This is a genomic window from Magnetococcales bacterium (assembly GCA_015228935.1).
Taxonomy (GTDB): domain Bacteria; phylum Pseudomonadota; class Magnetococcia; order Magnetococcales; family DC0425bin3; genus HA3dbin3.
On sequence record JADGCO010000066.1, the window covers coordinates 1 to 22,238 of the forward strand.

The window sequence follows — 22,238 nt, forward strand, 5'->3', positions numbered from 1 at the left end:
CTTAACCAAAAGATGGAATTGTCGGATTTCAACTGAGGCAAAACACACGCTCCTCCTCATAAGCCGCCAGCCCCGCAATCTCCCGCCCCTGGGCCAGCTTGTGCAGCAGGGGGGCAAGTTCGAATTTGGTGCGCATGTTACACATCCTCAATCTTGAATTCGCTATACCCTTCGTAGTAATAGCTGATATCAATACCCTTCATAAACACGGCGCGGTCGTCGATTTGGTCGGTGAGCGCGGGTTGTAGAAGGTGCTTGATCTCGACATCTTTCACCACGCTGCGCTCCATTGCCGACAGGTAATCGGATTTATCCACTGCATTCCAATCGATGACGCGCTTGATCTCTTTTTTTAAAATCAAATCCAACCATATTCTGGTGGCGCGACCATTGCCTTCACGAAAAGGGTGGGCAATATTCATTTCGACGTATTTTTCCATGATCTCGTTGAAGCTGCCTTGCGGCATTTTGCTGATGTGCGCCAAAGACGTCTCCAGATACATCAGCGGCACAAAGCGAAAATTGCCTTTGGCGATATTGACATCGCGCAGTTGTCCTGCAAAATCATCAATGTCACCAAACAAACAAGCATGAATCTGCGCCAATCCCTTGAATGTGCCGACTTCCATGCGGTCGAATTCCCCGCTTTCAAATAGTTGCCTGGCTTTTTGTTTGCTGATTTTCTCTTCTGTTTTTTGCTTATTCATACGCCGCCAATCCCGAAATTTCGCGCCCTTGCGCCCGTTTTTTTAACAGCGGCAGCAGGTCTGCCATCAAGGCCAGTTCGGCTTTTGTGCGCTCCTTCCAGCCCAGTTCGCGAGGCGCGAACAGGTCGCTGAGTTGTTCGCCGTCGAAAATCATGCGGCGCAGGATGGCATCGACAAAGTTTTGCAATGCTGTACCTGGCAGTTGATGTTGGGTGGCCATGTCGTTCATGACTTGAGCGGCTTTGGCGGCTTTAAAGGCGTCGAAACCGGCGCGGATCTCTTTTTCATTCAACACTTCGCCCGCTTTGAGTTGCTGGATGTAGTCGGCAATGTCGTCGCGCTCGTCCAGAAACCTGGCATCCGACTGGATGAGGCCGATCAACTGCTCACGGTTCATGGTGCGTCTGCCGGGCTGGGTCAAACGGGCAATCAGGCCCATGATGTAGTCATAATCAATGATGGCACTGGCAAAAAGCACGAACTCGAAATCAAGCTGCTGCACTTCGGGGACAGTGTCGCCCTTGTCCTGCTTTTTCTTGAGTTGGCGGGCAGTTTCCAGGTACTGGGCGCGGAAGCTCTGCAAGGCATCGGGCGGGACGATGGCGTCGATCTGCTGTTTCTGTTCCTCAGAGAGATCGGTGTACTGGTCGAGCTGGGTCTTGAGACGCTGCACCTCTTTGAACAGGTTGACAAACTGACTGCGCGCCGCATCGCCCTTGAGGTTGACCACCTCTTCGGGCCTGGCTTCCAGGCCTTGCGAACGCAGAAAATCTTCCAGTCGCTGCGTGGTGGCCTGGAACTTGTCGATGACCTTGGGCGCGGCATCCACCAGCCAGATTTCGCGCGGGTTGTCGATTTTTTCGCCAGAAAAGAGGGCAATGGCCTCTTCCACCGGCGCTTGCTGCTGGCGGAAGTCGAGAATATTGCCGTAGGGCTTGCTGTCGTTAAGCACGCGGTTGGTGCGCGAGAAGGCTTGAATCAGGCCGTGGTGCTTGAGATTTTTATCGACGTACAGGGTGTTGAGGTATTTGGAGTCAAAACCGGTGAGCAGCATGTCCACCACGATGACGATATCGATCTTCTGCGCGTGAGGCAGGTCGGCATTGGAATATTGCTGGTCTTTGATGCGTTTTTGCACGTCCTGGTAATACAGATCGAAATCGGCCAAACGGTGGTTGGTGCCGTAGCGGGTATTGTATTCGGCGATGATGCGGGTGAGCGCGGCCTTCTTGCCCTCCGGATCCTGTTCATTATCGTTTTTTTCCTGCGGCAGGTCTTCCTGGATCTGCGCCACATCCTTGTTGCCTTCGGCGGGCGGCGAAAAAACGCAGGCGATGTGCAGCGGTGGGAATTCCGGGTCCTCAGCCTGCCGGTCGGCCTGCATCCGCTGGAACATAGCGAAGTAGGCGATGGCGTCGTTGATGCTGGCAGTGGCCAGCACGGCGTTGAACTTGCGGCCACTGGTGGCGGCGTCGTGCTTGGCAAGAATGGTTTCGATCACCTTTTCCTTGGCCAGGGCTTCACTGGGCCTGGGCGGGTTGTTGCCCTCGGGCTTGTAGTAATCGATATGAAAGCGCAGGACGTTGCGGTCTTCGATGGCGTGGGTGATGGTGTACTGGTGCAGACAACGCTGGAACAGGTCGTCCGTGGTGCGGTAGCTGGCCTCCTGGCCTTCAATTTGCTGACGGCTCGCGTTGGCCTCAAAGATGGGCGTGCCGGTGAAACCAAAGAGCTGGGCGTTGGGAAAGAACGCCTTGATGGCCTTGTGGTTCTCGCCAAACTGGGAGCGGTGGCATTCGTCGAAAATGAAGACCAGGCGCTGGCCGCGCAGCGGCTCCAGGCGCACCACATAGTTGCGCCTGTTCGTGCCATCGAGCGCCAGGCCAAGCTTCTGGATCGTGGTGACAATGACCTTGTCGGCATAGTCGTCCGAGAGCAGGCGGCGCACCAGGGTTTCGGTGTTGGTGTTCTCTTCGACGCACCCTTCCTGGAAGCGATTGAACTCCTCGCGGGTCTGGCGGTCAAGATCCTTGCGGTCCACCACGAACAGACATTTGTCGATGTCCGGGTTGTCCTTGAGCAGCGTGGCGGCCTTGAACGAGGTGAGCGTCTTGCCGCTGCCGGTGGTGTGCCAGATATAGCCGTTTCCGCAGTTTTGGTGGATACAGTCCACAATGGCACTCACAGCATAGATCTGGTAGGGCCGCATGATCACCAGCTTCTGCTCGCTGGCCACCAGCACCATGTAGCGACTGACCATTTCACCCAGGGTGCATTTGGCGAGGAACTTCCCGGCAAAGGCATCGAGGTGGACGATTTTCTTGTTGTCTGGATCCGCGAACTGATAAACGGGCAGAAAGCGCTCGTCGGCGTTGAAACTGAAGTGCCGGGCGTTGTTGTTGGCGAAGTACCAGGTATCGGTGCGGTTGCTGACGATGAAAATCTGGATGAAACACAACAACGTGTTGCCATAGCCGTTACCGGGATCGTTCTTGTAATCGATGATTTGCTGCATGGCGCGGCGCGGGCTGACAGAGAAGGATTTCATCTCGATCTGCACCACCGGCACGCCATTGATGAGCAGCACCACGTCGTAGCGGTGGTGGCTGCTGTGGTTGTTGATGCGCAACTGGTTGACCACCTCGAAGTCGTTTTTGCACCAATCCTTGATGTTGACGAGCGTGTAATTGAGCGGGGTACCGTCGTCACGTTCGAAGGCGTTGATGCTGCGCAGCCTCCGGGCGGCATGAAAGACGTCGGGCGTGGTGATGCTGTCCAGGAGGCGCACGCATTCGCCATCCGTGAGCCTGACCCGGTTGAGGGCCTCGAACTTGACGCGAAAGTTGGCCTCCAGCGCGGCGCGGTCGCGAATGTCGGGACGAGCGGTGTATTTAAGCTCGCCCAACTGGCCGATGAGATCCTGCTCGATTTGGCGTTCCACTGTCGTCATCAATCCAGCCTCAAGACGCCGCACGGATTGCCCAGGTGGTCACGAGGGCAAAAAAGCCCGGACACCGTTCATGAACACCTCCCAAAGGGGGATTGTTCAATTCGAACCAACCGGGGGAAGTGCGATGGGATTCTCCAGAACCGGACCTGAAGCCCCTTTGTTTGTCGGCTCTGGATCGGGTTCCTGGGCGGTTGGTTCGGTGGCATGGGCCGCTGGTGCTGTTGCCGGTCCGGTGCGCACCGGTGCCGAGCGACCGGTGATCAATTCGGCACCCGGAGAAGCCAGCAGGGGTGACGATTGGCCAAGAAGCCGGCTTTGCGACTCCGCCTGCAGGGAATCCTGGATGCGATCATCAATCAACAATCTGGCCTTTTCAAGCAATTCGGCCCTGGTTGGGGTGTGATCCACCGGTTTTTTGGCAAAAAAAAGCAGATAGGCACCGGCAGCCAACCCCAAAACCCCGACCCCGATCAGGGGCAAAAGCAGCTTGTTGCCTTTGGCAGGTTCCTCACCTTCCTTTTCCTTGCCGGAGCCTCTTTCAGGGGCCGCATCCCTGTCTGCGGGACCTGCCCTGGTTTTGCCGTCATCGTCGTCGTCTTTTGCCATATTATTTCTCTGTTGGGCACATTCAGCGTAACTATGTCAGATCCCCCCATTAAAAAACGTTCGAAAAACTGGGAAGGAGGTCTCCGCTCGCCAACGGGCAGGGTGGGCGCGAGGGCGAACGAGCCATTCTACTACAAAATCCGGTCACCCGCTGGCAAGGTATGCCAAATGGCAGATCGAACCATGCCGTTGGCAAAGGCCAGGGTTTGTCCCGGTCCCATGCCTGTGGCTTCCAGAAGACCAACCTGGATCAGGCGGGAGATGGCCGCCCTGGTCTGGGTTGGGTCGGCATGCAACTCCAGGGCAAGGAGTTGTTTCTGGGTGACCTTTCCCCCGGCGGCAATGGCCCGGGCCGTGCGCCAGTCAATGCCGGCAGCCTGGAGCCGTTCCAGAATCAACCCCTGCAAGGCGGGAGGAAACAGTCGATTTTCATCAAAATTGTCGCTGGTAACCGGCTCGGGAAGCTGGCGCAGATGGGCGGCCATTTCCACGGCAAACAGAGGCACGCCCCGACACCAGCGGGCCAGACGAAAGAGAATCTCATGTGCAGGTGGCTGTTCCGGCAACGACAGGCGCAACAAATCGGCCAGAAAACGGGTGGAGAGTTTGGGCAAAGAAAGGGGATCCATGCCGGTGGCAACCGACATCTGCCGCAGTTCCGCCTTGCGTCCGGCTCCGAGCAGCCAGACAGAGGTATTGTTGAGTCGCTCCACCAGCAGGGGCAGAAGAGTGCGCGTGGCCGGATCCGCCCATTGCAGGTTGTCCAACAGGACAATCGTGCTGCTGGCCGGGTTGTGCAGGATACCGGCCAGGAATTCGGCAGCCGCCTCGATCCGGGCTTTGACCGGTTTGGCCGTAAAGTCCGGATCGGCGGTCATGTGCAGATCAAGCAGGGCATGCCCTGGACGTACAAGTGGATCTGCCAGGGTATTGATCCATTGCCGCACCTGTTCATGCCGCACCCTGGAACCCGGACCAGACGTGGCACAACCTGCCAACGTTTCCAGGATGGGCAGGAAAGGGTGCAGGGGAAAGTGGTGCGCCGCCGGACGACAGAGACCCGCCAACCAGCGTACAGAGGGTGTTGCGGAACACTCGTCCCGAAACCTGTCGATCAACCGGGTTTTGCCAAATCCCGCCTCCCCCATGACCACCAGGGCACGACTTTTTCCCTCCAGCAGAAGATTTTTCCGGTCGTGCAGAACTCTCAGTTCGGTCGTGCGACCCAGAAAAGGCAAAACCGGTGGCATCGGCGTCATGAGACCATCTTCCGGCAGCAGCAGGGGAATCCGACCATAGCGGCCAGCCAGGGTTTGCAGGGCAAGACGTGTCGCCGGATCGACACAGGGCGCACGCCATTCCTGACAGGATTCCGGTGGCGTCGCACAGTTTTGCACGAGCATGGCCCCATGCAGGGTGGTTTTGTCGCCGTCCGTGTTGACCACCAGATCACCGGTCAATAGACAAACCCGGACGGGAAATTCCATGACATCCAGTTCGTCCTGCCAGATACGCCGGGTACGGTCGAAGATGCGTGCGCCGCAACAGGCAGCCCGTTCGGGATCATCCTCCCGGAGATGCGGTACGCCGAACAACAGCAGCAACCCGTCCGGCAAACCCTGCACCATCCCCTCGAACCGGCGCGACTCCTGCTGACAAATTTCCCGAAACAGATGCTGGAAACGGGCAAAACCGCGACTGCCCAGCAGGTTGACCAGGGTTTCGGATGCCTCGACCACCACCTTGAGGAGCGTGACGGGGCGCATCGCTGCCGTAAATCTGGGAAAAACCATCTCTTTTGGCTGAGACTTGTTGCGGGTTCCGACATTTTTTTCCGGATCGGCGGGCAGGAACAGGGATCCGGCTTCGGCTCGCCGTCCCACTTCGGCGGCCATGGTGCGGTTGGTGACCTTCAGGCGTCGATACACCTCCAACAGGTGTTGCTTGACCGTTCCTTCGGTAATGTTCAGTTCACGCGCCACCTCCTTGTTGCTGCGGCCCAGTTGCACGAGACGCAATATCTGGCTCTGTCGCCCGGTCAGGGGAGTGGTGGAAGAGGCAGGTGGGCACATGACAACCTCGAAAAAAAACCAGGAACAAAGAGGGAATCAGGATGAGCCGGCCACGGTGGCAGACAGGGGACTCAACAGCGGCTTCAGAAGATACTCCAGCAGAGACCGGTTGCCAGTGATGATCTCCGCATCCGCCCCCATGCCGGGCAGGATTTTATAGTGTTGTCCGGCATGGCTCACGGTACGGCTTTTGGGCTGCACAGTCCCTTTGTAGTAGACCTGCTTCTCCGCGTCCATGTAGGTGAATGGTGAAATGGCCACCAGACCACCGGCCACGGAACCATAACGCGCAAAATCAAAGCTCGTTACCCGGATCACGACCTCCTGACCGGGATGAACGAAGCCGATATCCCTGGTGGAAATATTCAAATCCAGGATGAGGTCATCGTTGTCCGGAATGACCTGAAGCACCAGGTCCCCCACCCCGACCACGGCCCCGATGGAACGAAAGCGCAGATTTTGAATCCGCCCCCGGATCGGTGAACGCACTTCCAGACGTTGCTGGCGATCCGCCAGCCTGGCCAGCAATTCCCGTGTCTGGGCAATGTCGCTGTTGACATTGCTCAGCTCCTGGCTGGCCTGTGTCGTGATATCATCCTCGAAAGCCTTGCGTTTCAGGACAACCTCCTGCAAGGCGGAACGGGCCTTGCCGAGTCGCACCTCCAGGGAACGAATTTCGCCTGTACTCGTCAACAGGGTGCGCTTGGCTTCCAGTTGCGTCATGCGGGAGACCAGGTTTTTTTCGGCCAGTTTCTCCTGCAAGGTGAGCAGGGATTCATTGACGCCGGACCGGTTGCGGGCACTCTTGATCTCTTCCTGGATCTGGGCGATTTCAGAGCGTTTTTGTTCTTCCTGGGTGGTAAACACCCAATGCCCGGCCTGGCGGGACTGGTTCTGGACCCGCAACAGGGCGCTCTGATCTTCCAGTAGATCCTTGTATTTTGGATCGATGGCGGAAAAGTCCGCCGGTGTTCCGTTCAGATAGGCCAGCAGGCGGGCAGAGCGGGCCAGCAGGCCGGCCAGACGCCGTTCGGTCTGTTCCTGATTGGTACTCGTGGTGGCATTTTTCAGCCGCAGAAGCAGCGCCCCCTTATCCACCAGATCCCCTTCCCGGACCGGAATCTCCTCGATGATGCCACCTTCGGAGGGTTGCACCTTGTGGACATGGCTCTGGGGACGGAACTGGCCGTGCGCCACCACGGCCTCGTTGACCTTGACACGGGAGGCCAGCACGATGGCCAGAATGAAAATGGTCACACTGCCCAGCAGGGCCAGGCGAAAATTCCAGCCAAAGCCACTCTCTTCGAGGATCAAGGCCTCGGAAAGATAGCGGGTCAGCCTGTTTTTGGCCAGGCGGTCAGACAAACCCATTGGGCAATACCTTTCTCACTTCATCCGGAGTTCCGGCGGCCCGCAGATAGCCCCCATCCATGTAGAGGACCTGATCGGCGATGTTCAGGTGGCTGGGACGGTGCGTGACGATGAATATCGTACTTTTGCCGCGCAGATTATTCACCATTTCCAGAAACAGCCGCTCGCTTTCGGCATCCAGATTGTTGGCCGGTTCATCGTAGAGCATGATGGATTGACTCTTGAGATAGACCCGGGCCAGCGACAAACGTTGTCTGAACCCCGAGGAGAGCATGCCACCGCCGCTCTCCTGCAAGCGGGTGTTGAATTTTTCCGGCAGACGGTTGATTTCTTCGAGCAGACCGGCCCGGGCGGCGGCGGCCTGGAGTTCGGCATCGCTGGCATCGGGATTGACCAGGCGCATGTTTTGCGCCACAGAGCCAAAAAAAATGTCGCAGGTCTGGGGAAGGTAGCTGATCCCCTGCCGCAGCTCCAGGGGATCGGTCTGGCGAATGTCGCCATTGTCGATCAGAATGCTGCCGGCCTGGGGGGTATAGAGTCCGAGGATCATTTTGAGCAGGGTGGATTTTCCGGAACCGTTGGCACCGATCACCGCCACCACCGAGCCGGGCGGGGTGCGGAACGTGATGCCGATCAGGGCCGGGTCGGCATCGTTGCGATACCGGAAGGAGACCCGGTTGAACACCACTTCGCCCCGGAATTGCCTCCCCATGGGGGCGATGGCCCCGATCTCCCGTTCGCCCTTGATTTCCATCAGGCGATCCGTCTGGGTCATGCTGCTGAAGACCTGCACCATTTTGGCGATGCCGAGAAAGGTGGTCTGCACGGGGCCGAAGATGCGCCAGGTGAGGAGCATGGCGGCCATGACGGCACCGCTCGTGAGTCTGCCTTCCATGACCCCTTCCGCCGTCAGGCTCATGACGCCCAGGGCGGTGGCCATGGTGAGGGTCTGGGAGACGGTTCCCAGCAGCGAGGTGATCCGGTTGAGGCGAAAGACGGCCAGGGTGGCCTTGCCGGAGAGATCCCGATACCGGTCATACCACACCTCCTGGGCATGCACGCCCTGAATGGTCGCCAACCGGTCCAGGGCCTCGGTAAGAAAGGCCTGACGGTGGGCACCCAGCCGGGTCGAAATACCGGAACGATGGCGCATGATGGGAAACATGATCACCCCGAACAGCACAAACCCGGCAATCAACAACAGCATGAAAAAGATGACCGACGGATTGATGATGCCCAGAACGATGAGATAAAAGAGGGAGGTGGGGGCGTCGTAATAGAGATAGGCCAGGGGGCCGGTCAACATTTCCCGGATCACCTCCAGGGTGCGGACCCGGGCGACCTGGACCCCCACGGAAACCCGCTCGGTATAGGCAGCCGGCAGCGCCAGGATGCGATCCAGGATGCCACTGCTGAGGGAACGTTCCGCCTTGGCCCCGATATAGGCCATGAGCCGCACCCGCTGCACCCGCACCGTGACATCGACCAGCAGGGCCATCAGGAGACCGGCCAGCAATACCAGGGCCATGGAGTGGGCACCGCTCGGAATGATCTGGCTGTAGATGACCATCACGAACAGCGGCGTCATCGAACCCATGATGTTGCCGATGATGGTGATTCCCATGATGGTCCAGATCAGGGGCCGGAACCGATCCAATTGTCTGCGGACCCAGCTTTTGACGGGGGTGGCATCGGCACCGGGCAGGGAAAACAGATAGGCCCGTCCCGCTCCCAGATCCTGGACGGATTTTTTGGCACCATCCTCGCCATCGATGACCGACACGGTACCGTCGGCATTCCGTCCCAGAGCCACGACCACCCGGCCCTTGTTTGACACAAACAGGAACGGCATCAGGCGTTCATCGATGGCTTCGAGAGTGCCACGGGCCTCCCGGTAGACATAATGCAGGTTGGCCATGATGCTGCACAGGTCGGTCAAATCCAGACGCTCGGAAAGATGCGGCACCGATTCTGCCAGTTGCCTGGCCGTTCCCTTCCAGGCCATGGCACTCAACAGTCCCTTGAGACAACGGGAAAACGGCGTTTGCACATGAAGCTGTTCCAAAAACGCCTGCCATTGTTCTTCCTGGGAGAGGGAGCGTCTTTTTTCCAGCAGGGCCAACACCTGGCCACTCTCGGCACTTTGGCCAGGGTCGGATGTCGAATCCGCCGATTGTTCTGCCAGAGGTGGTGAGCGTTTTTCCACCTTGAAGGCATCCATCATGTCATCCAGCAATTCCAACTCGCCCGCATGCAGACGAAAAACCCGGTCTGCCATGCGCAACAGGGAGGGACGCTGGGAAATCAGGACGATGGTACACTCCCCTTTCAAATTTTCCAGACAGGAGCGCAACAGATTGTCGCCGGCGGAATCAATGGCCATGTTTGCTTCATCGAAGAGCAGAATTTTGGGTTGCATGGTCAGGATGCGGGCGATGGCGATGCGTTGTTGCACGCCGGCGGGAAGGGTATCCGGGGCACCGTCGCCCACCATGGTATGATATCCCCTGGGCATGCGGGCCACGATGGCATCGAGTCCCAGTCGAGCCGCCATGGTCAGGGCCAGGGCCTGCCGGGAATCATCGAACATGGTCAAATTTTGCAGGATCGTACCGCTGAACAGCACCCCTTTCTGGGGTATGTAGCCGATTTGCCGGAATAAATGTTGCGGCAAGGTGGGCACCTCCTGGCCATCCACCAGGACCGAACCCTCGGTGGCCCGCATCATGCCGGTAACGAGTTTCAGGAGTGTGGTTTTGCCGCTGCCGCTGTCGCCCACGATGCCGATGCATTCGCCGGGATCGATCAGCAGGGAAAGATGGCGCAGAATGGTTGTGTTGTGAACAGGGGGAGGAGGTTCTCCGGGTTTGTGCCAGCCTGGTTTGCCGACCACGACCACCGATACGTCATGCAACTCGATGGATCCATTGAGTTGCTCGCTGGCATCTGCCAGGACCGGATTTTCCCGTTGTCGCATGGTCAGGAGGTCACGCACCTCCTGGCGTGCCATGCGGATGGCCTGCAAACGGGTCCAGCCGGAGACCAGGGCCTGAATCGGCTGCAAGGATCGCCCGGCCAGCAGCATGCAGGCTGCCAGGCCGCCGGTGGTCAGATCGCCATTCATGACCTTGATGGCTCCCAGGGCGATCACCACCGCCGTCATGCCCTGTGAAGTGAACGAGGAGAGCGCCGGCATGATGGCACCCAGAAAAATCAGGTCATAGGTTTGCCGCAACCCCTTGATCAACAGCATTTCATGACGGCGCAACAACAGCGCCTCCATGGCGAGGGCCTTGACCGAATGGATGCGATTCAGGGTTTCGGTGATAAAACTGAAGCGCCGTTGCTTTTGTTCCATGTCCTGTCTGAGGGTTCGTTTCAGGTTCAGTCCGACATACGCTGACGGCACGCCGATCAGGACCAACGCTCCCAGGGGTACCAGGACCAGGTTGCCAGCTAGTTGGTAGATGAAAAACAGGTACATGAACAGAAAGGGAACATCAAACAGCGCCAGCAGGGCCTGTCCCGAGTGGAGTTCTCCCAACTGGTTGATGGCATTCATGCGTTCCATGAATATGCTGCCATCGGTGCGTTCGATGGCATCGGGCGCGGCATGCAGCAGGCGATGAAACGATTGGCAACTGACCCGATGCTCGAAGCGTGCCCCCATCCAGCCCATGAAATAGTCCCGCACCGAGCGCAGGGCCGCCTCGACCAGCAGGGCAACCAGTACCCCAGCCACAAGCAGGGAGAGGGTTTGCGTGGCATGGTTGGGGAGAATGCGATTGTAAACCTGGACCAGGACCAGGGGGACCAGCAATCCCAGCAGGTTGATCATGAAGGAGGTCAGACCCGGCACCCACAACGTGGCGAGGGACTCCATCTCCAGGCCTGTTTCCCGGGTGGATTGATTCATGGCATACCAAACCCCGAATATGAGCCAGGCAAACACATCGACAGCAAGGACCCGCCAATCCGGTCACTGTCGTGACGGCGAGGATTGACTGTCCTGGGATCTTATCCTGATTGCACAGCGACGGGAATACCATGCAGATTATATGCCGCAAAAAGATCGGCCAGAAAAACGGACCGCTGTGAGGAAACAGGGCGTGTTTCCTCACGACGGCATTCATCCCTGACGCGGTCGGTTTTGCATGCCGTTATTTTGCATCCCGTACCGGCCAAACATATTTGGCATCCACATTCAACATCATTTGATCGATTTCTCCTGATGAAAAATCAATGAAGACGGACTGGGTATAAGCTGACAAGGAAAGCGTGGTACTGGACCAATATATTCCGCTTTGAACAGAAGAAAACGGATGATTGGCGGGCAATGCGGGAGATAGGCGGCTCATGTCAAGCAGGCTTTTCAATTCAATAACATTCGGCATACGCCAATCGCCAACCACTGAATTATCCTTCAGTCCACAACCTCCCTGGGCCAGACTGTTTGCAGCCAGGAGTGCATCCCTCCATCCAAGGCCGCCAAAGCAGTTGGCATTTTTCAACCAGACCAGACCGGTCAATTTGTCGTTAATCGTGCCATTACCGTTATCGACGAAGCGCGTCGTTCCTGCCGGGAGGGTAAATCCTTTTTGCAGATCTCCGTCATCGCCAGTGGTATAAGATTTTGTTTGACCAGTTTTCAAAACTGGAGCCACTGCACCAGATGACGAATCGTTTCCGCCGCCGCGCACCGGCCAACCATAGTTTGGTACGGACTTGATGTCAATATTGGTTGCTATGGAAGATGTTCTGATTTCAAAGCTAAGTTGCAAACCCTTTGAATTGAATTTATCATAATCTGTTGATGTGCTTGTAGAATAAAATGATTTGACATTTGTAAACGGATGATCCGGTGGCAATGCGTTCTGAATTGATCCAGAACGGCTGTATTCAAACAAACTCTCCATTTCAAAACGGTTCGGGATACGCCAATCCCCGGCTGTCGAACCGTCGCTCAGACCACAAGACCCATTGGCAACGGTTTTGGAGGCAGCCATCATGTCAAGCCATGTCAAGGATGGCAGACAACCGGCATTTTTCAACCAGATCAGACCGGTCAATCTGTCAGTAATCGTGCCATTGCCATGATCCATGAAACGTGGTTTGGGCCATGCCACGCCCAGTTGGAGAGTTCCATCATCTCTTGTCCCATATGAATAATATTGACCGGTCTTCGGAAGTATTTTTGATCCGACCAACGCGCTTGCAAAGGTGGTCGTGCCCAACGGCGTGACCATGTCATTGCTGATCAGGCCATTGCTGACCAAGTAATTTTCCATGGCGGTTTTGGCTTCGGTTTGACTGGGCAGATAAGTTTGATAGGAATAACTTGCAGTGGTGGCTGACAACAGGTTGGAGGCATTGGCAGCAAAGCTTGCGTCTTTGAAGGAGAAATTTTGTATCAGGTTTCCCGCCAGAATATCGGAACTTTTAAATCTGTCATGAATCATGGCCGGTATTTTGATCTTGTTGTCATATTTATTGTCATCCAGCCCCTGGATGAGTCTGGCAATATTGACCACCTCGATGGATCCAGACGTGCCATTGGGTACCAGGTTGATAGGCGTCAAAACAGTGGCACCAGCCGCACTGCCCAACGTAATTTCACCAATCTTGAAAGTGACCATTTCTCCCAGATTGTATTGAAATTCACCCTTGCTGCTGGTAAAGCCTGACAATGTCGGAGTCGAGTAGGCCAGACCTTCTACCGGTGAGTCCACGAAAGTGCCAGTTTGAACGGCAGGAACCGCTACGTTGCCTGCTCCTCCAGACGGAACCGCCGCTGGTGCCGCCGCTGGTGCCGCCGCTGGTGCCGCCGCTGGAGCTGCTGCTGCCCCTCCAGCCCCGGCAGCAGCATTATTGGTACTGTCGCCACTACTCCCGCCTCCCCCTCCCCCGCCACAACCGCCACCATGAATCATGCAAGCAATTGCCAACAACAATATGGATTTGCTGTTATTCATCCTGTTTCACTCCTCACGTTGGTCATAAACTGACCCGAACTTCAGCAATTCATATGCCACTTTCAATTATTAATAAAATTTAAGGCATGCACCCGCACCCCAAAATCCCTAATCCGGAAAACAATCCGAACAGGGTCGGATGGGGCCAGGCAGATTCATAAAACATTCAGATGGAGTGACACGTCTGGATAGGGCTGTTGGATGGTTGCATCCAGGACTGCCGACAGATCATTGGCCACGGCATGCACAAGGGATGGTATGGCAGCGGCAGTCGATGGTGTCTGGGCAGGTTCAGATTCTGCTGTCAATACACGGTTACAGGTGGCCAGTCCGGCGGCAGAACTCTGACGCATCCAGGTTTTGGATTGCTCTGTATCCGATGGAATGCCAACCCCGAAATGCCACAAGGTGCCTGCCCAACACAGCCCAAAATCCAGATTTTTCTCGGCTGCTTTTCTGGCCCAATGCGCGGCCAGGGGAAGTTCTTGATGCCCACCCTTGCCGGCAAAAAGATAAAGGGAGAGTTTCACCATGGCACGTGCCTCTCCGGCCTCGGCTCCCAGCAAAAACCAGGCACGGGCCTTTTGTAAATCTTTTTTGACACCCATCCCCTCCTGATACAGGATGCCAGACAAATACATGGCACTCGTCTCCCCGGCCTGGGCTGCCTGGCGCAACAATTTTACGGCCTGTTGCGGATCAGCGGCCACCCCCTCACCACGCAAATACATCAGCCCGAGGGTGGTCTGGGCCAGGGCATAGTTTTTTGCCGACCGGTGATACCAGGAGAGCGCCTGGGCCATATCGGGTTTGGCGTCGATAAAACCACCCCGATAAAGTTGGCCCATGGCAAACTGGGCATAGGCATCCCCTTGATTGGCTGCTTCTCGAAACAAAGCCATGGCTTTATTTTTGTCAGGAAGCATATCTGGTATTCCAGACCAGTAGAGCGTTGCCAACAGGTATTTTTCACTTCTGGCAAGTTTCGTTTCACTTGCGCTTGACAGTTCCAGCCAGTGCCTGGCTTGATCCAGATCGCGAGGATAACCGCCTTTTCCATAATAATAGAACTTACCAAGCTGGGCCGCAGCACCATGATCACCACCATGGAAAGCCTTTTCCAACCAATATCTGGAAAGTTCAAGATTCAGGGGAATCGGATCACTCTTGAATATGTCACCGGCATAATACGCTCCCAGAATTCCTTGCGCTGTAAAATGTTCGCCTTCTGCTGCTATTTTTAGATAATACAAAATTTTTTCAGGATCATGCGCCAGGGTGCTTTTTCGGGCATGGGCAAAAGCCAGAAGGAAAGCAGCCCTTACTTCATTGGCCTGCATGGCCTTTTCTTCCCATTCATTTGCCAGTTTTTCGTCTTTGGGTAAACCCCAACCATGATGGCGAAAAGAGGCAAGAGTAACCATGATTTCCCAATTGCCAGGGTCCAACACCAGAGTTTTTTGTGCCCAGCCAACTGCTTCGGCTTCCATGAGTGCGTCATGCCTGGGAAAAGTCACGTGAAACAAAGACCATGCCAATTGTTCCATGGCCGGCACATAGCCTCCCATGGCAGACTTTCTCAACCAATACAAACTGGCTTTTGAATCACCTTTTTCCAATGAGTAATACAAACCAATGTGTAATTGTGCTTCCAAATCTCCATTGGATGCCAAAGATGTGGCCTGGTCCAGAGGAATCTCTTTTCCCCGAATGGGAACAAGATCGCTGTCATCCCCCTGGACCAAACCAGGTATTGTCAAGACCAGACAGAACCAAACCATTGGAACTGCCATCGTTGTGAATCGACGCAGGAACAGGTGTCCATTCTCATGCCCTGCTTCCATGAGTGACCATCCCGGCACAGAAAAAAGGGTACCAGTTTTCAGAGCAGTTTTGGTGACAGAAGTCTTGATATTGTTTGCAATCGAGAAAAGCATATGAGCCAAGACCATTGGCTGTTCGTTCAGATGCATCTGGTGGGTTCCCTGAAATTGCTGGACACGCAAAGCAAAATCCAAAAAAGCAAAAGGCCCCGATCACCAGCCTCGGAGCCATCGACACAACTACCCTATTGTCTGGAACTTGTAATCGATTTTTGCGCCCCCCGCAAGGAAAATAAACCCCCTTTTCTCCCGGGTTCGCATCCATTATGCTGCATCAATGGAAATCATCGCAGCCAAAATACCCGGACGGCCCCTGCTCTCCTTTGAATTTTTTCCGCCCAAGACCCCGGTCGGAGAGACGCGCTTTTGGGAGGCCCTTGCCTCTCTGGCACGCTTTCAACCCGATTTTATTTCGGTGACCTACGGTGCAGGTGGTGGCGACCGGGACAATACCGGCCGTCTGGTGTGCGAAGTCCAGGACAGGTTGCACCTGACCGCCATGCCCCACCTCACCTGCATCGGGGAACAACAGGCCAACCTGGAAATGCTCCTCGACCATTACCAGCAAAAAGGCATCACCCACATCATGGCCCTGCGCGGCGACCGCTCGGACCAGATGCCGCCAGATGCCCTGACACAAGGGGCGTTCGGCTCCGCCGCAGCCCTGGTCACCTTCATCAGGCAACGCCATCCCCACCTGCGCATCGGCGTGGCCAGCTACCCGGAAACCCACCCGGAAGCCGCCAGCCGGGAAGCCGATCTGGCCTACTATCGCCGCAAAGTCCAGGCCGGTGCCGATTTTTCCATAACCCAGTTTTTCTACGACAATGATGCCTATGACCGCTTTGTGACCGATAATCGCGCCCAAGGCGTGGTCATCCCGGTGATCCCCGGCATCATGCCCATAACGGATTTCAAGCAAATCAAACGCTTCGCATCCCTGTGCGGGGCACAACTCCCCGCCTGGCTGGTCTCCCGCCTGGAACAGGCCAAAGACGACCCGGCAGCCATGCTGGAAATCGGTATCGAGGTGGCCATCGATCAATGTCGCGACCTGCTCGCCCGTGGCGCACCCGGATTGCACTTTTTCACCCTGAATCGGGCCGAAGCCGTGGGACGCATTCTGGAAGCCTTGCCTCTGACCCCGGCCCCCTCCTGAATGCGACCTCTTCCCCTGCCCTCCTGAACCATGCTCGCCCCGCCACCACCTCTCGCTGTTTGAGATGGAAATCTCTCCAGATCACCGGAATGGGGGTAGGCAAAAAGACCACGGTCAGGTAAACTGCGCGGTTACCATGGGTGGATTTCACGTGTGCCAACCCGAAAATCAGGTTTCATAATCCTGTCGCACCGGAACAAAAACAACGATGACCGAATCCTCTTCCGAGTCCAAACGCATTCCCGTCAACATTGAAGACGAAATGGAACGCTCGTACCTCGATTATGCCATGAGCGTGATCGTGGGACGTGCCCTGCCCGACGTGCGTGACGGACTGAAGCCCGTCCATCGTCGCGTGCTGTTCGCCATGAATGAACTGGGCAACGACTGGAACAAACCCTACAAAAAATCGGCCCGCGTGGTCGGCGATGTCATCGGTAAATTCCACCCCCACGGCGATGTCGCCGTCTATGACACCATCGTGCGCATGGCCCAGGATTTTTCCATGCGCCACGTCCTGGTGGATGGTCAGGGCAACTTCGGCTCGGTGGATGGCGACTCGGCAGCCGCCATGCGGTATACCGAAGTCCGCATGATGCGCCTCGCCCATGAACTCCTCGCCGATATCGACAAGGAAACCGTCGCCTTCGGTCCCAACTACGATGGTTCACTGACAGAACCCCTCGTCCTGCCCGCCAAGTTTCCCAATCTGCTTGTCAATGGCTCCTCGGGTATCGCCGTGGGCATGGCCACCAACATTCCCCCCCACAATCTCGGCGAGGTCGTGGATGGCGTGTGCGCCCTGATCGACCGGCCCACCATGACCAATCGGGATTTGCTGGCCTTCATTCCCGGTCCGGATTTTCCCACCGGCAGCACGATCCATGGTCGCTCCGGCATCCTGAGTGCCTACGAAACAGGCCGCGGTTCCATCGTCGTGCGCGCCCAGACCAGTACCGAACCCCTCAAGGATGGTCGCCAGGCCCTCATCATCCATGAACTCCCCTATCAGGTGAACAAGGCCCGCCTGGTCGAACGCATCGCCGAACTCGTCCGCGACAAAAAAGTGATCGGCATCTCCGATCTGCGCGATGAATCGGATCGGGAAGGGATGCGGGTGGTGATCGAGCTGCGCCGGGATGCCCATCCGGATGTGGTCCTGAATCAACTTTTCAAACACACCCCCATGCAAAGTTCATTCGGCGTCAATGCCCTGGCCCTGGTCAACGGCCAGCCGGTCACCCTGGACCTGAAGGGATTTTTGCGCGAATTTATCACCCACCGCCGGGAAGTGGTGACCCGGCGCACGCTGTTTGAACTGAACAAAGCCAGGGGTCGCGCCCACATTCTGGAAGGATTGACCGTGGCCCTGGCCAATATTGACCGGGTGATCGAACTGATCCGCGCTGCCCGCAATCCCGCTGAAGCCCAAAGCGCCCTGCTGGCCGAACTGTGGGAACGCGGCCCCGTGGAAGCCATGCTGCTCGCCGCCATGCCCGCCAGCAGCGATGGCCTGGATCAGGCCGGTCGCGTCGCCTCGCCCCAGTTTGTCGATGGCGGCTATCGCTTCACCCAGGAACAGGTCCAGGCCATCCTGGAAATGCGCCTGCAACGCCTGACCGGCCTCGAACAGGATAAAATCCACGACGAATTCAAGGAACTCCTCGCCGAAATCGCCCGCCTGGAAAAAATTCTCGCCAATGACTCGGTCCTGATGGACGTGATCAAGGCCGAACTGCTGTGGATCAAAAGCGAATTTGCCGACGCCCGGCGAACCCGCATCGTCGAAGACGCCGGTGATTTTTCGGTCGCCGACCTGATCCCGGAAGAAGAGACCGTCGTCACGGTCAGCCATGCCGGCTATGTCAAACGGCAGCCCGCCGAAGACTATCGCGCCCAACGTCGCGGCGGCAAAGGCAAAAGTGCCACCGGCATCCGCGACGAAGATTTCATCGAACAACTCTTCGTGGCCTCCAGTCACGATACCATTTTCTGTTTCACGGATCGCGGGCGGGTCTTCCGGCTCAAGGTCTACGAAATTCCCGCCGGTGGCCGGACCTCGCGTGGCAAGGCCCTGATCAATCTCCTGGCCCTGGAACCCGGTGAAAAAGTCCGCCAGATCCTCCCCTCGTCGGTCCCCAAAGCCGAACAAAATCGTTGGGATATGCTCTTCGCCACCCGGCGCGGACTCGTCAAAAAAACCGCCCTGTCGGCCTTCGCCAACATTCGCACCAACGGCATCAAGGCCATCACCCTCATGGAAGGGGATGACCTGATTGGTGTGGCCCTGTTGCCCATGTTGCCCTGGGAACTCGCGGTCGCCAGTCAGGATCCCGATGCCGAGAGCGATGCCGAAGGGGATCTGGATGGCGAGGGTGACGAAAGCGAAGGCAGCGAAGCCACAACCGATGACGATGGAACCGATGCCACCGATGAGACCCTCGCAACCGATGCCGGCACCGATGGCGAAGAGAGTGCGCCCGATGACGCCCAACGTCCCCCCGGACGCATTCTGCTCTTTTCCCGCAGCGGCAAGGCCGTGCGTTTCCGGACTCACGCCATTCGGCGCATGGGCCGCACGGCCCGGGGCGTGCGGGGCATCAAGTTGAAAGGCGATGATCAACTGATCGCCCTCACCGTCCTGACCCCTGATTGTCAGGTCTTGACCATCACCGAAAAAGGGTACGGCAAACGTTCCCAGGAAAACCTGTTCCCCACCAAGGGACGGGGTACCCAGGGGGTCATCGGTCTGCTCACCAGCATTCGCAATGGACCCGTGGTCGGTGCCTTGAGTGTCACAAACGGTGACCAGGTCATGGTGATCACCGATCAGGGAACCCTGTTGCGCACCCCGGTGGATACCATCCGCATGACAGGCCGCAATACCCAGGGTGTCACCATCCTCAATGTGGCCGACAATGAGCGTATCTCCTCCGTGGCCCGGATTGCCGAATCCGAAACCGACGAGGGTGGCACCGACCAACATGAAACGGAAGCTGTGGGCACAAACCTGGCCGAAATCACGGATCAGACCGGAGAGACGGATCAAACCGGCGATGCGGATCAGGCCGGTGTTTTGGATCAGCCCGGCCATGCGCTGACCGGTCTGACAGATCCCACCGGAAAAACATCTCCGGACAAGGAGTGACAGCATGCTGGATATCAAGCAGATTCGTGACCAGACCGATTGGGTTGAAGAACGGTTGCGTTCCCGGGGCGGACGCCATGACCTCACCGCCTTTCGTGCCCTGGAAAAAGAAAAACGCGCCTTGCAAACCGAAACAGAAGGGTTGCAGGCCGAACGCAATGCCATCTCCCGGGAAGTCGGCATCCGCAAGCAACAGGGGGCAGATGCCACGGATTTGTTTGCCCGCATGAAAGAGGTCGGTCCGCGCATCAAGGAGCTGGAACTTCGCCTGCGGGAACAGGAAGAAAATCTGCAAAAGCTTTTGCTGGAACTTCCCAACCTCCCCCAGACCACCGTTCCCCAGGGCGCAAACGCCGACGATAACGTCGAGGTACGTCGTTGGGGGGAGCCGCGCCCGTTTTCTTTCCAGCCCCTCAATCATTGGGATGTAGGCGAACGATTGGGAATCCTCGATTTTGCCGGCGGGGCACTGTTGGCCGGGGCACGGTTTACCGTGTTTCGGGGGGCGGGGGCGCGTCTGACCCGTGCCCTGATCAATTTCATGCTTGACCTGCATACCACGGAGCATGGGTACACGGAAATTCTCCCCCCCATGCTGGCCTCTGCGGCTTCCTTGCAGGGAACCGGACAACTGCCCAAATTCGAGGCCGATCTGTTCGCCACCCGGGATGATGCCCTCTATCTCATTCCCACCGCCGAGGTGCCCCTGACCAACCTGGTCCGGGACCGCATCCTCAATGCCAGTGAACTCCCCCTGAAAATGACCGCCTGGACCGCCTGTTTTCGGCGGGAGGCAGGGGCTGCCGGCCAGGATACCCGCGGCCTGATCCGCCAGCATCAATTCGACAAGGTCGAACTCGTCCAGATCACCAAACCGGAAGAGAGCGATCAGGCACTGGAATCCTTGACCCGGGATGCAGAAACCGTTTTGCAACGCCTGGAACTGCCCTATCGAACCATGGCACTCTGCACGGGCGACATGGGCTTTGCCGCCGCCAAAACCTACGATCTGGAAGTCTGGTTGCCGGGCCAGGGACGCTATCGGGAAATATCCTCCTGTTCCAATACAGAAGCATTTCAGGCCCGGCGCATGCAAGCCCGCTTCAAACGCGATGAGAGCAGCAAGGCAGAACCGGTCCATACCCTGAATGGCTCCGGTTTGGCCGTGGGGCGAACCCTGGTGGCCATTCTGGAAAATTATCAGCAGGCCGACGGCAGTGTAATCCTGCCGGATGCCTTGCGCCCCTACATGGGAGGCCGGGAAAAAATCAGTATCGGTTGAGCAGGCAACGGATGGGTGGCCGAGCGGTTGAAGGCAACGGTCTTGAAAACCGTCGTACTCGAAAGGGTACCGGGGGTTCGAATCCCTCCCCATCCGCCACCCCCTTTTCTCGGGGGCGTTCTCGGGCATCTCCGTTTTATTGTGAGTGGGCCCCGTTGTTCACCCCCAGCCCACTTTCCGTGATCCCAAGGTGACAGCATCTCATGGCCATCTGGAGCAGGTTGACCACCACCGTGTCACCGATCATCACGAGTGATGACGGACCAGCGGTGATCTTCATCCTGGCAATTCGACCATCCCTTCCTGCCTCTTGATCGGGACCTACCATGACCACTCACACCCTCTCTTTGACCAATACCCAGGAATCATCCTCCCCGTTGTCCCCCCCCCCTTTGGTGGCGCGGGGTGCCGGCATTGAATCGGCGTCGTTTCAGCATATTGATGCCCATGCCGGCGACCGGGCCGGGTATGATGCCGCTCAATGGACCCTGGTCCGCCGTCTGATTCATACGAGCGGTGATTTTGCTTTCAATGGCTTGACCTGTTTTCATCCAGATGCGATTGCGGCGGGTGTGGCGGCCTTGCGCGGGGGGTGTTCCCTGGTGGTGGATGTCGAGATGGTACGTGCCGGGTTGACCCCACGGCGTTTGGCACCGTTTGGTCTCCATCCGCAACAATTCATAGCCGATGCCGAGGTCATTGCGGCGGCACAGAAGGGTGGCGAGACCCGGGCGACCGAGGCGATGCGCAAGGCCTGGCGGTTGGGGTTGTTGACCGGTGGTATTGTTGCCATTGGCAATGCCCCCACAGCGCTTTTGGAAATCTTGCGTCTGGTGGCAGACGAAGGGGTCCGTCCGGCCCTGGTGGTGGGTATGCCGGTTGGTTTCATTTCGGCAGCCGAATCCAAGGCGGCGCTGGCGGCAGTCACCCAGGTGCCATGGATAACGGTGACCGGGACCAAGGGCGGTTCGGCCCTGGCGGTGGCGGCCATTCATGCTTTGCTGGATCTGGCGGCAAAACAAAGCTCGTAAATAAAACAAATGAAAAACTGGGATGGAGGTCCAGGAGGAAGCGGCTCTGCCCTTCCT

13 protein-coding genes and 1 tRNA gene are annotated in these 22,238 nt (G+C 57.2%); 6 read left to right on the forward strand and 8 right to left on the reverse strand.

Annotated elements, in window-relative coordinates:
* Positions 1–137: 137 nt before the first annotated feature.
* The 7 genes from HQL65_14395 to HQL65_14425 form a co-directional block, all read right to left on the reverse strand.
* A complete protein-coding gene (locus HQL65_14395) occupies positions 138–707 on the reverse strand; it encodes a Fic family protein (protein MBF0137424.1) in 570 nt (189 codons plus the stop codon).
* Positions 700–3,657, reverse strand: coding sequence for a type I restriction endonuclease subunit R (locus tag HQL65_14400; GenBank protein MBF0137425.1), 2,958 nt, complete (start codon positions 3,655–3,657; stop codon positions 700–702). The genes HQL65_14395 and HQL65_14400 overlap by 8 nt, the downstream gene beginning before the upstream one ends.
* A 96-nt stretch (positions 3,658–3,753) precedes the next feature.
* Positions 3,754–4,263: a hypothetical protein gene (locus HQL65_14405; GenBank protein ID MBF0137426.1), complete on the reverse strand. Its 510-nt coding sequence runs from the start codon at positions 4,261–4,263 to the stop codon at positions 3,754–3,756.
* Between the two features lie 131 nt (positions 4,264–4,394).
* Positions 4,395–6,335 (reverse strand): AAA family ATPase, encoded by a 1,941-nt coding sequence (locus HQL65_14410; protein ID MBF0137427.1) that lies wholly within the window; start codon positions 6,333–6,335, stop codon positions 4,395–4,397.
* 36 nt (positions 6,336–6,371) lie between these two features.
* On the reverse strand, positions 6,372–7,706 hold the full coding sequence (locus HQL65_14415) for an HlyD family type I secretion periplasmic adaptor subunit (GenBank protein MBF0137428.1): 1,335 nt from the start codon (positions 7,704–7,706) through the stop codon (positions 6,372–6,374).
* A complete protein-coding gene (locus HQL65_14420) occupies positions 7,693–11,622 on the reverse strand; it encodes an ATP-binding cassette domain-containing protein (protein ID MBF0137429.1) in 3,930 nt (1,309 codons plus the stop codon). The genes HQL65_14415 and HQL65_14420 overlap by 14 nt, the downstream gene beginning before the upstream one ends.
* Before the next feature lie 244 nt (positions 11,623–11,866).
* A complete protein-coding gene (locus tag HQL65_14425) occupies positions 11,867–13,342 on the reverse strand; it encodes a DUF1566 domain-containing protein (GenBank protein MBF0137430.1) in 1,476 nt (491 codons plus the stop codon).
* A gap of 127 nt (positions 13,343–13,469) precedes the next feature.
* Here HQL65_14425 and HQL65_14430 point away from each other — a divergent pair, with 127 nt between their 5' ends.
* Entirely contained in the window at positions 13,470–13,631 is a 162-nt protein-coding gene (locus HQL65_14430) for a hypothetical protein (protein ID MBF0137431.1), read from the forward strand.
* 202 nt (positions 13,632–13,833) lie between these two features.
* Here the strand turns inward: HQL65_14430 and HQL65_14435 are convergent, their stop codons facing one another.
* Positions 13,834–15,246: a sel1 repeat family protein gene (locus HQL65_14435; GenBank protein ID MBF0137432.1), complete on the reverse strand. Its 1,413-nt coding sequence runs from the start codon at positions 15,244–15,246 to the stop codon at positions 13,834–13,836.
* A gap of 592 nt (positions 15,247–15,838) precedes the next feature.
* Between HQL65_14435 and metF the strand changes: the two genes are divergently transcribed.
* The 5 genes from metF to HQL65_14460 all read left to right on the forward strand — a co-directional run bounded on the left by metF (position 15,839) and on the right by HQL65_14460 (position 22,181).
* A complete protein-coding gene (metF, locus tag HQL65_14440; protein MBF0137433.1) occupies positions 15,839–16,720 on the forward strand; it encodes a methylenetetrahydrofolate reductase [NAD(P)H] in 882 nt (293 codons plus the stop codon).
* Between the two features lie 208 nt (positions 16,721–16,928).
* Positions 16,929–19,868 (forward strand): DNA gyrase subunit A, encoded by a 2,940-nt coding sequence (gene gyrA / locus HQL65_14445; protein ID MBF0137434.1) that lies wholly within the window; start codon positions 16,929–16,931, stop codon positions 19,866–19,868.
* 4 nt (positions 19,869–19,872) lie between these two features.
* Positions 19,873–21,150, forward strand: a complete 1,278-nt coding sequence (gene serS, locus HQL65_14450; protein MBF0137435.1) for a serine--tRNA ligase — start codon at positions 19,873–19,875, stop codon at positions 21,148–21,150.
* A gap of 9 nt (positions 21,151–21,159) precedes the next feature.
* A tRNA-Ser gene (locus tag HQL65_14455) sits at positions 21,160–21,249 on the forward strand.
* Positions 21,250–21,476: 227 nt separating this feature from the next.
* The gene (locus tag HQL65_14460) at positions 21,477–22,181 is read left to right on the forward strand and encodes a precorrin-8X methylmutase (GenBank protein MBF0137436.1); all 705 of its coding nucleotides are present in this window, start codon (positions 21,477–21,479) and stop codon (positions 22,179–22,181) included.
* Positions 22,182–22,238 lie beyond the last annotated feature (57 nt).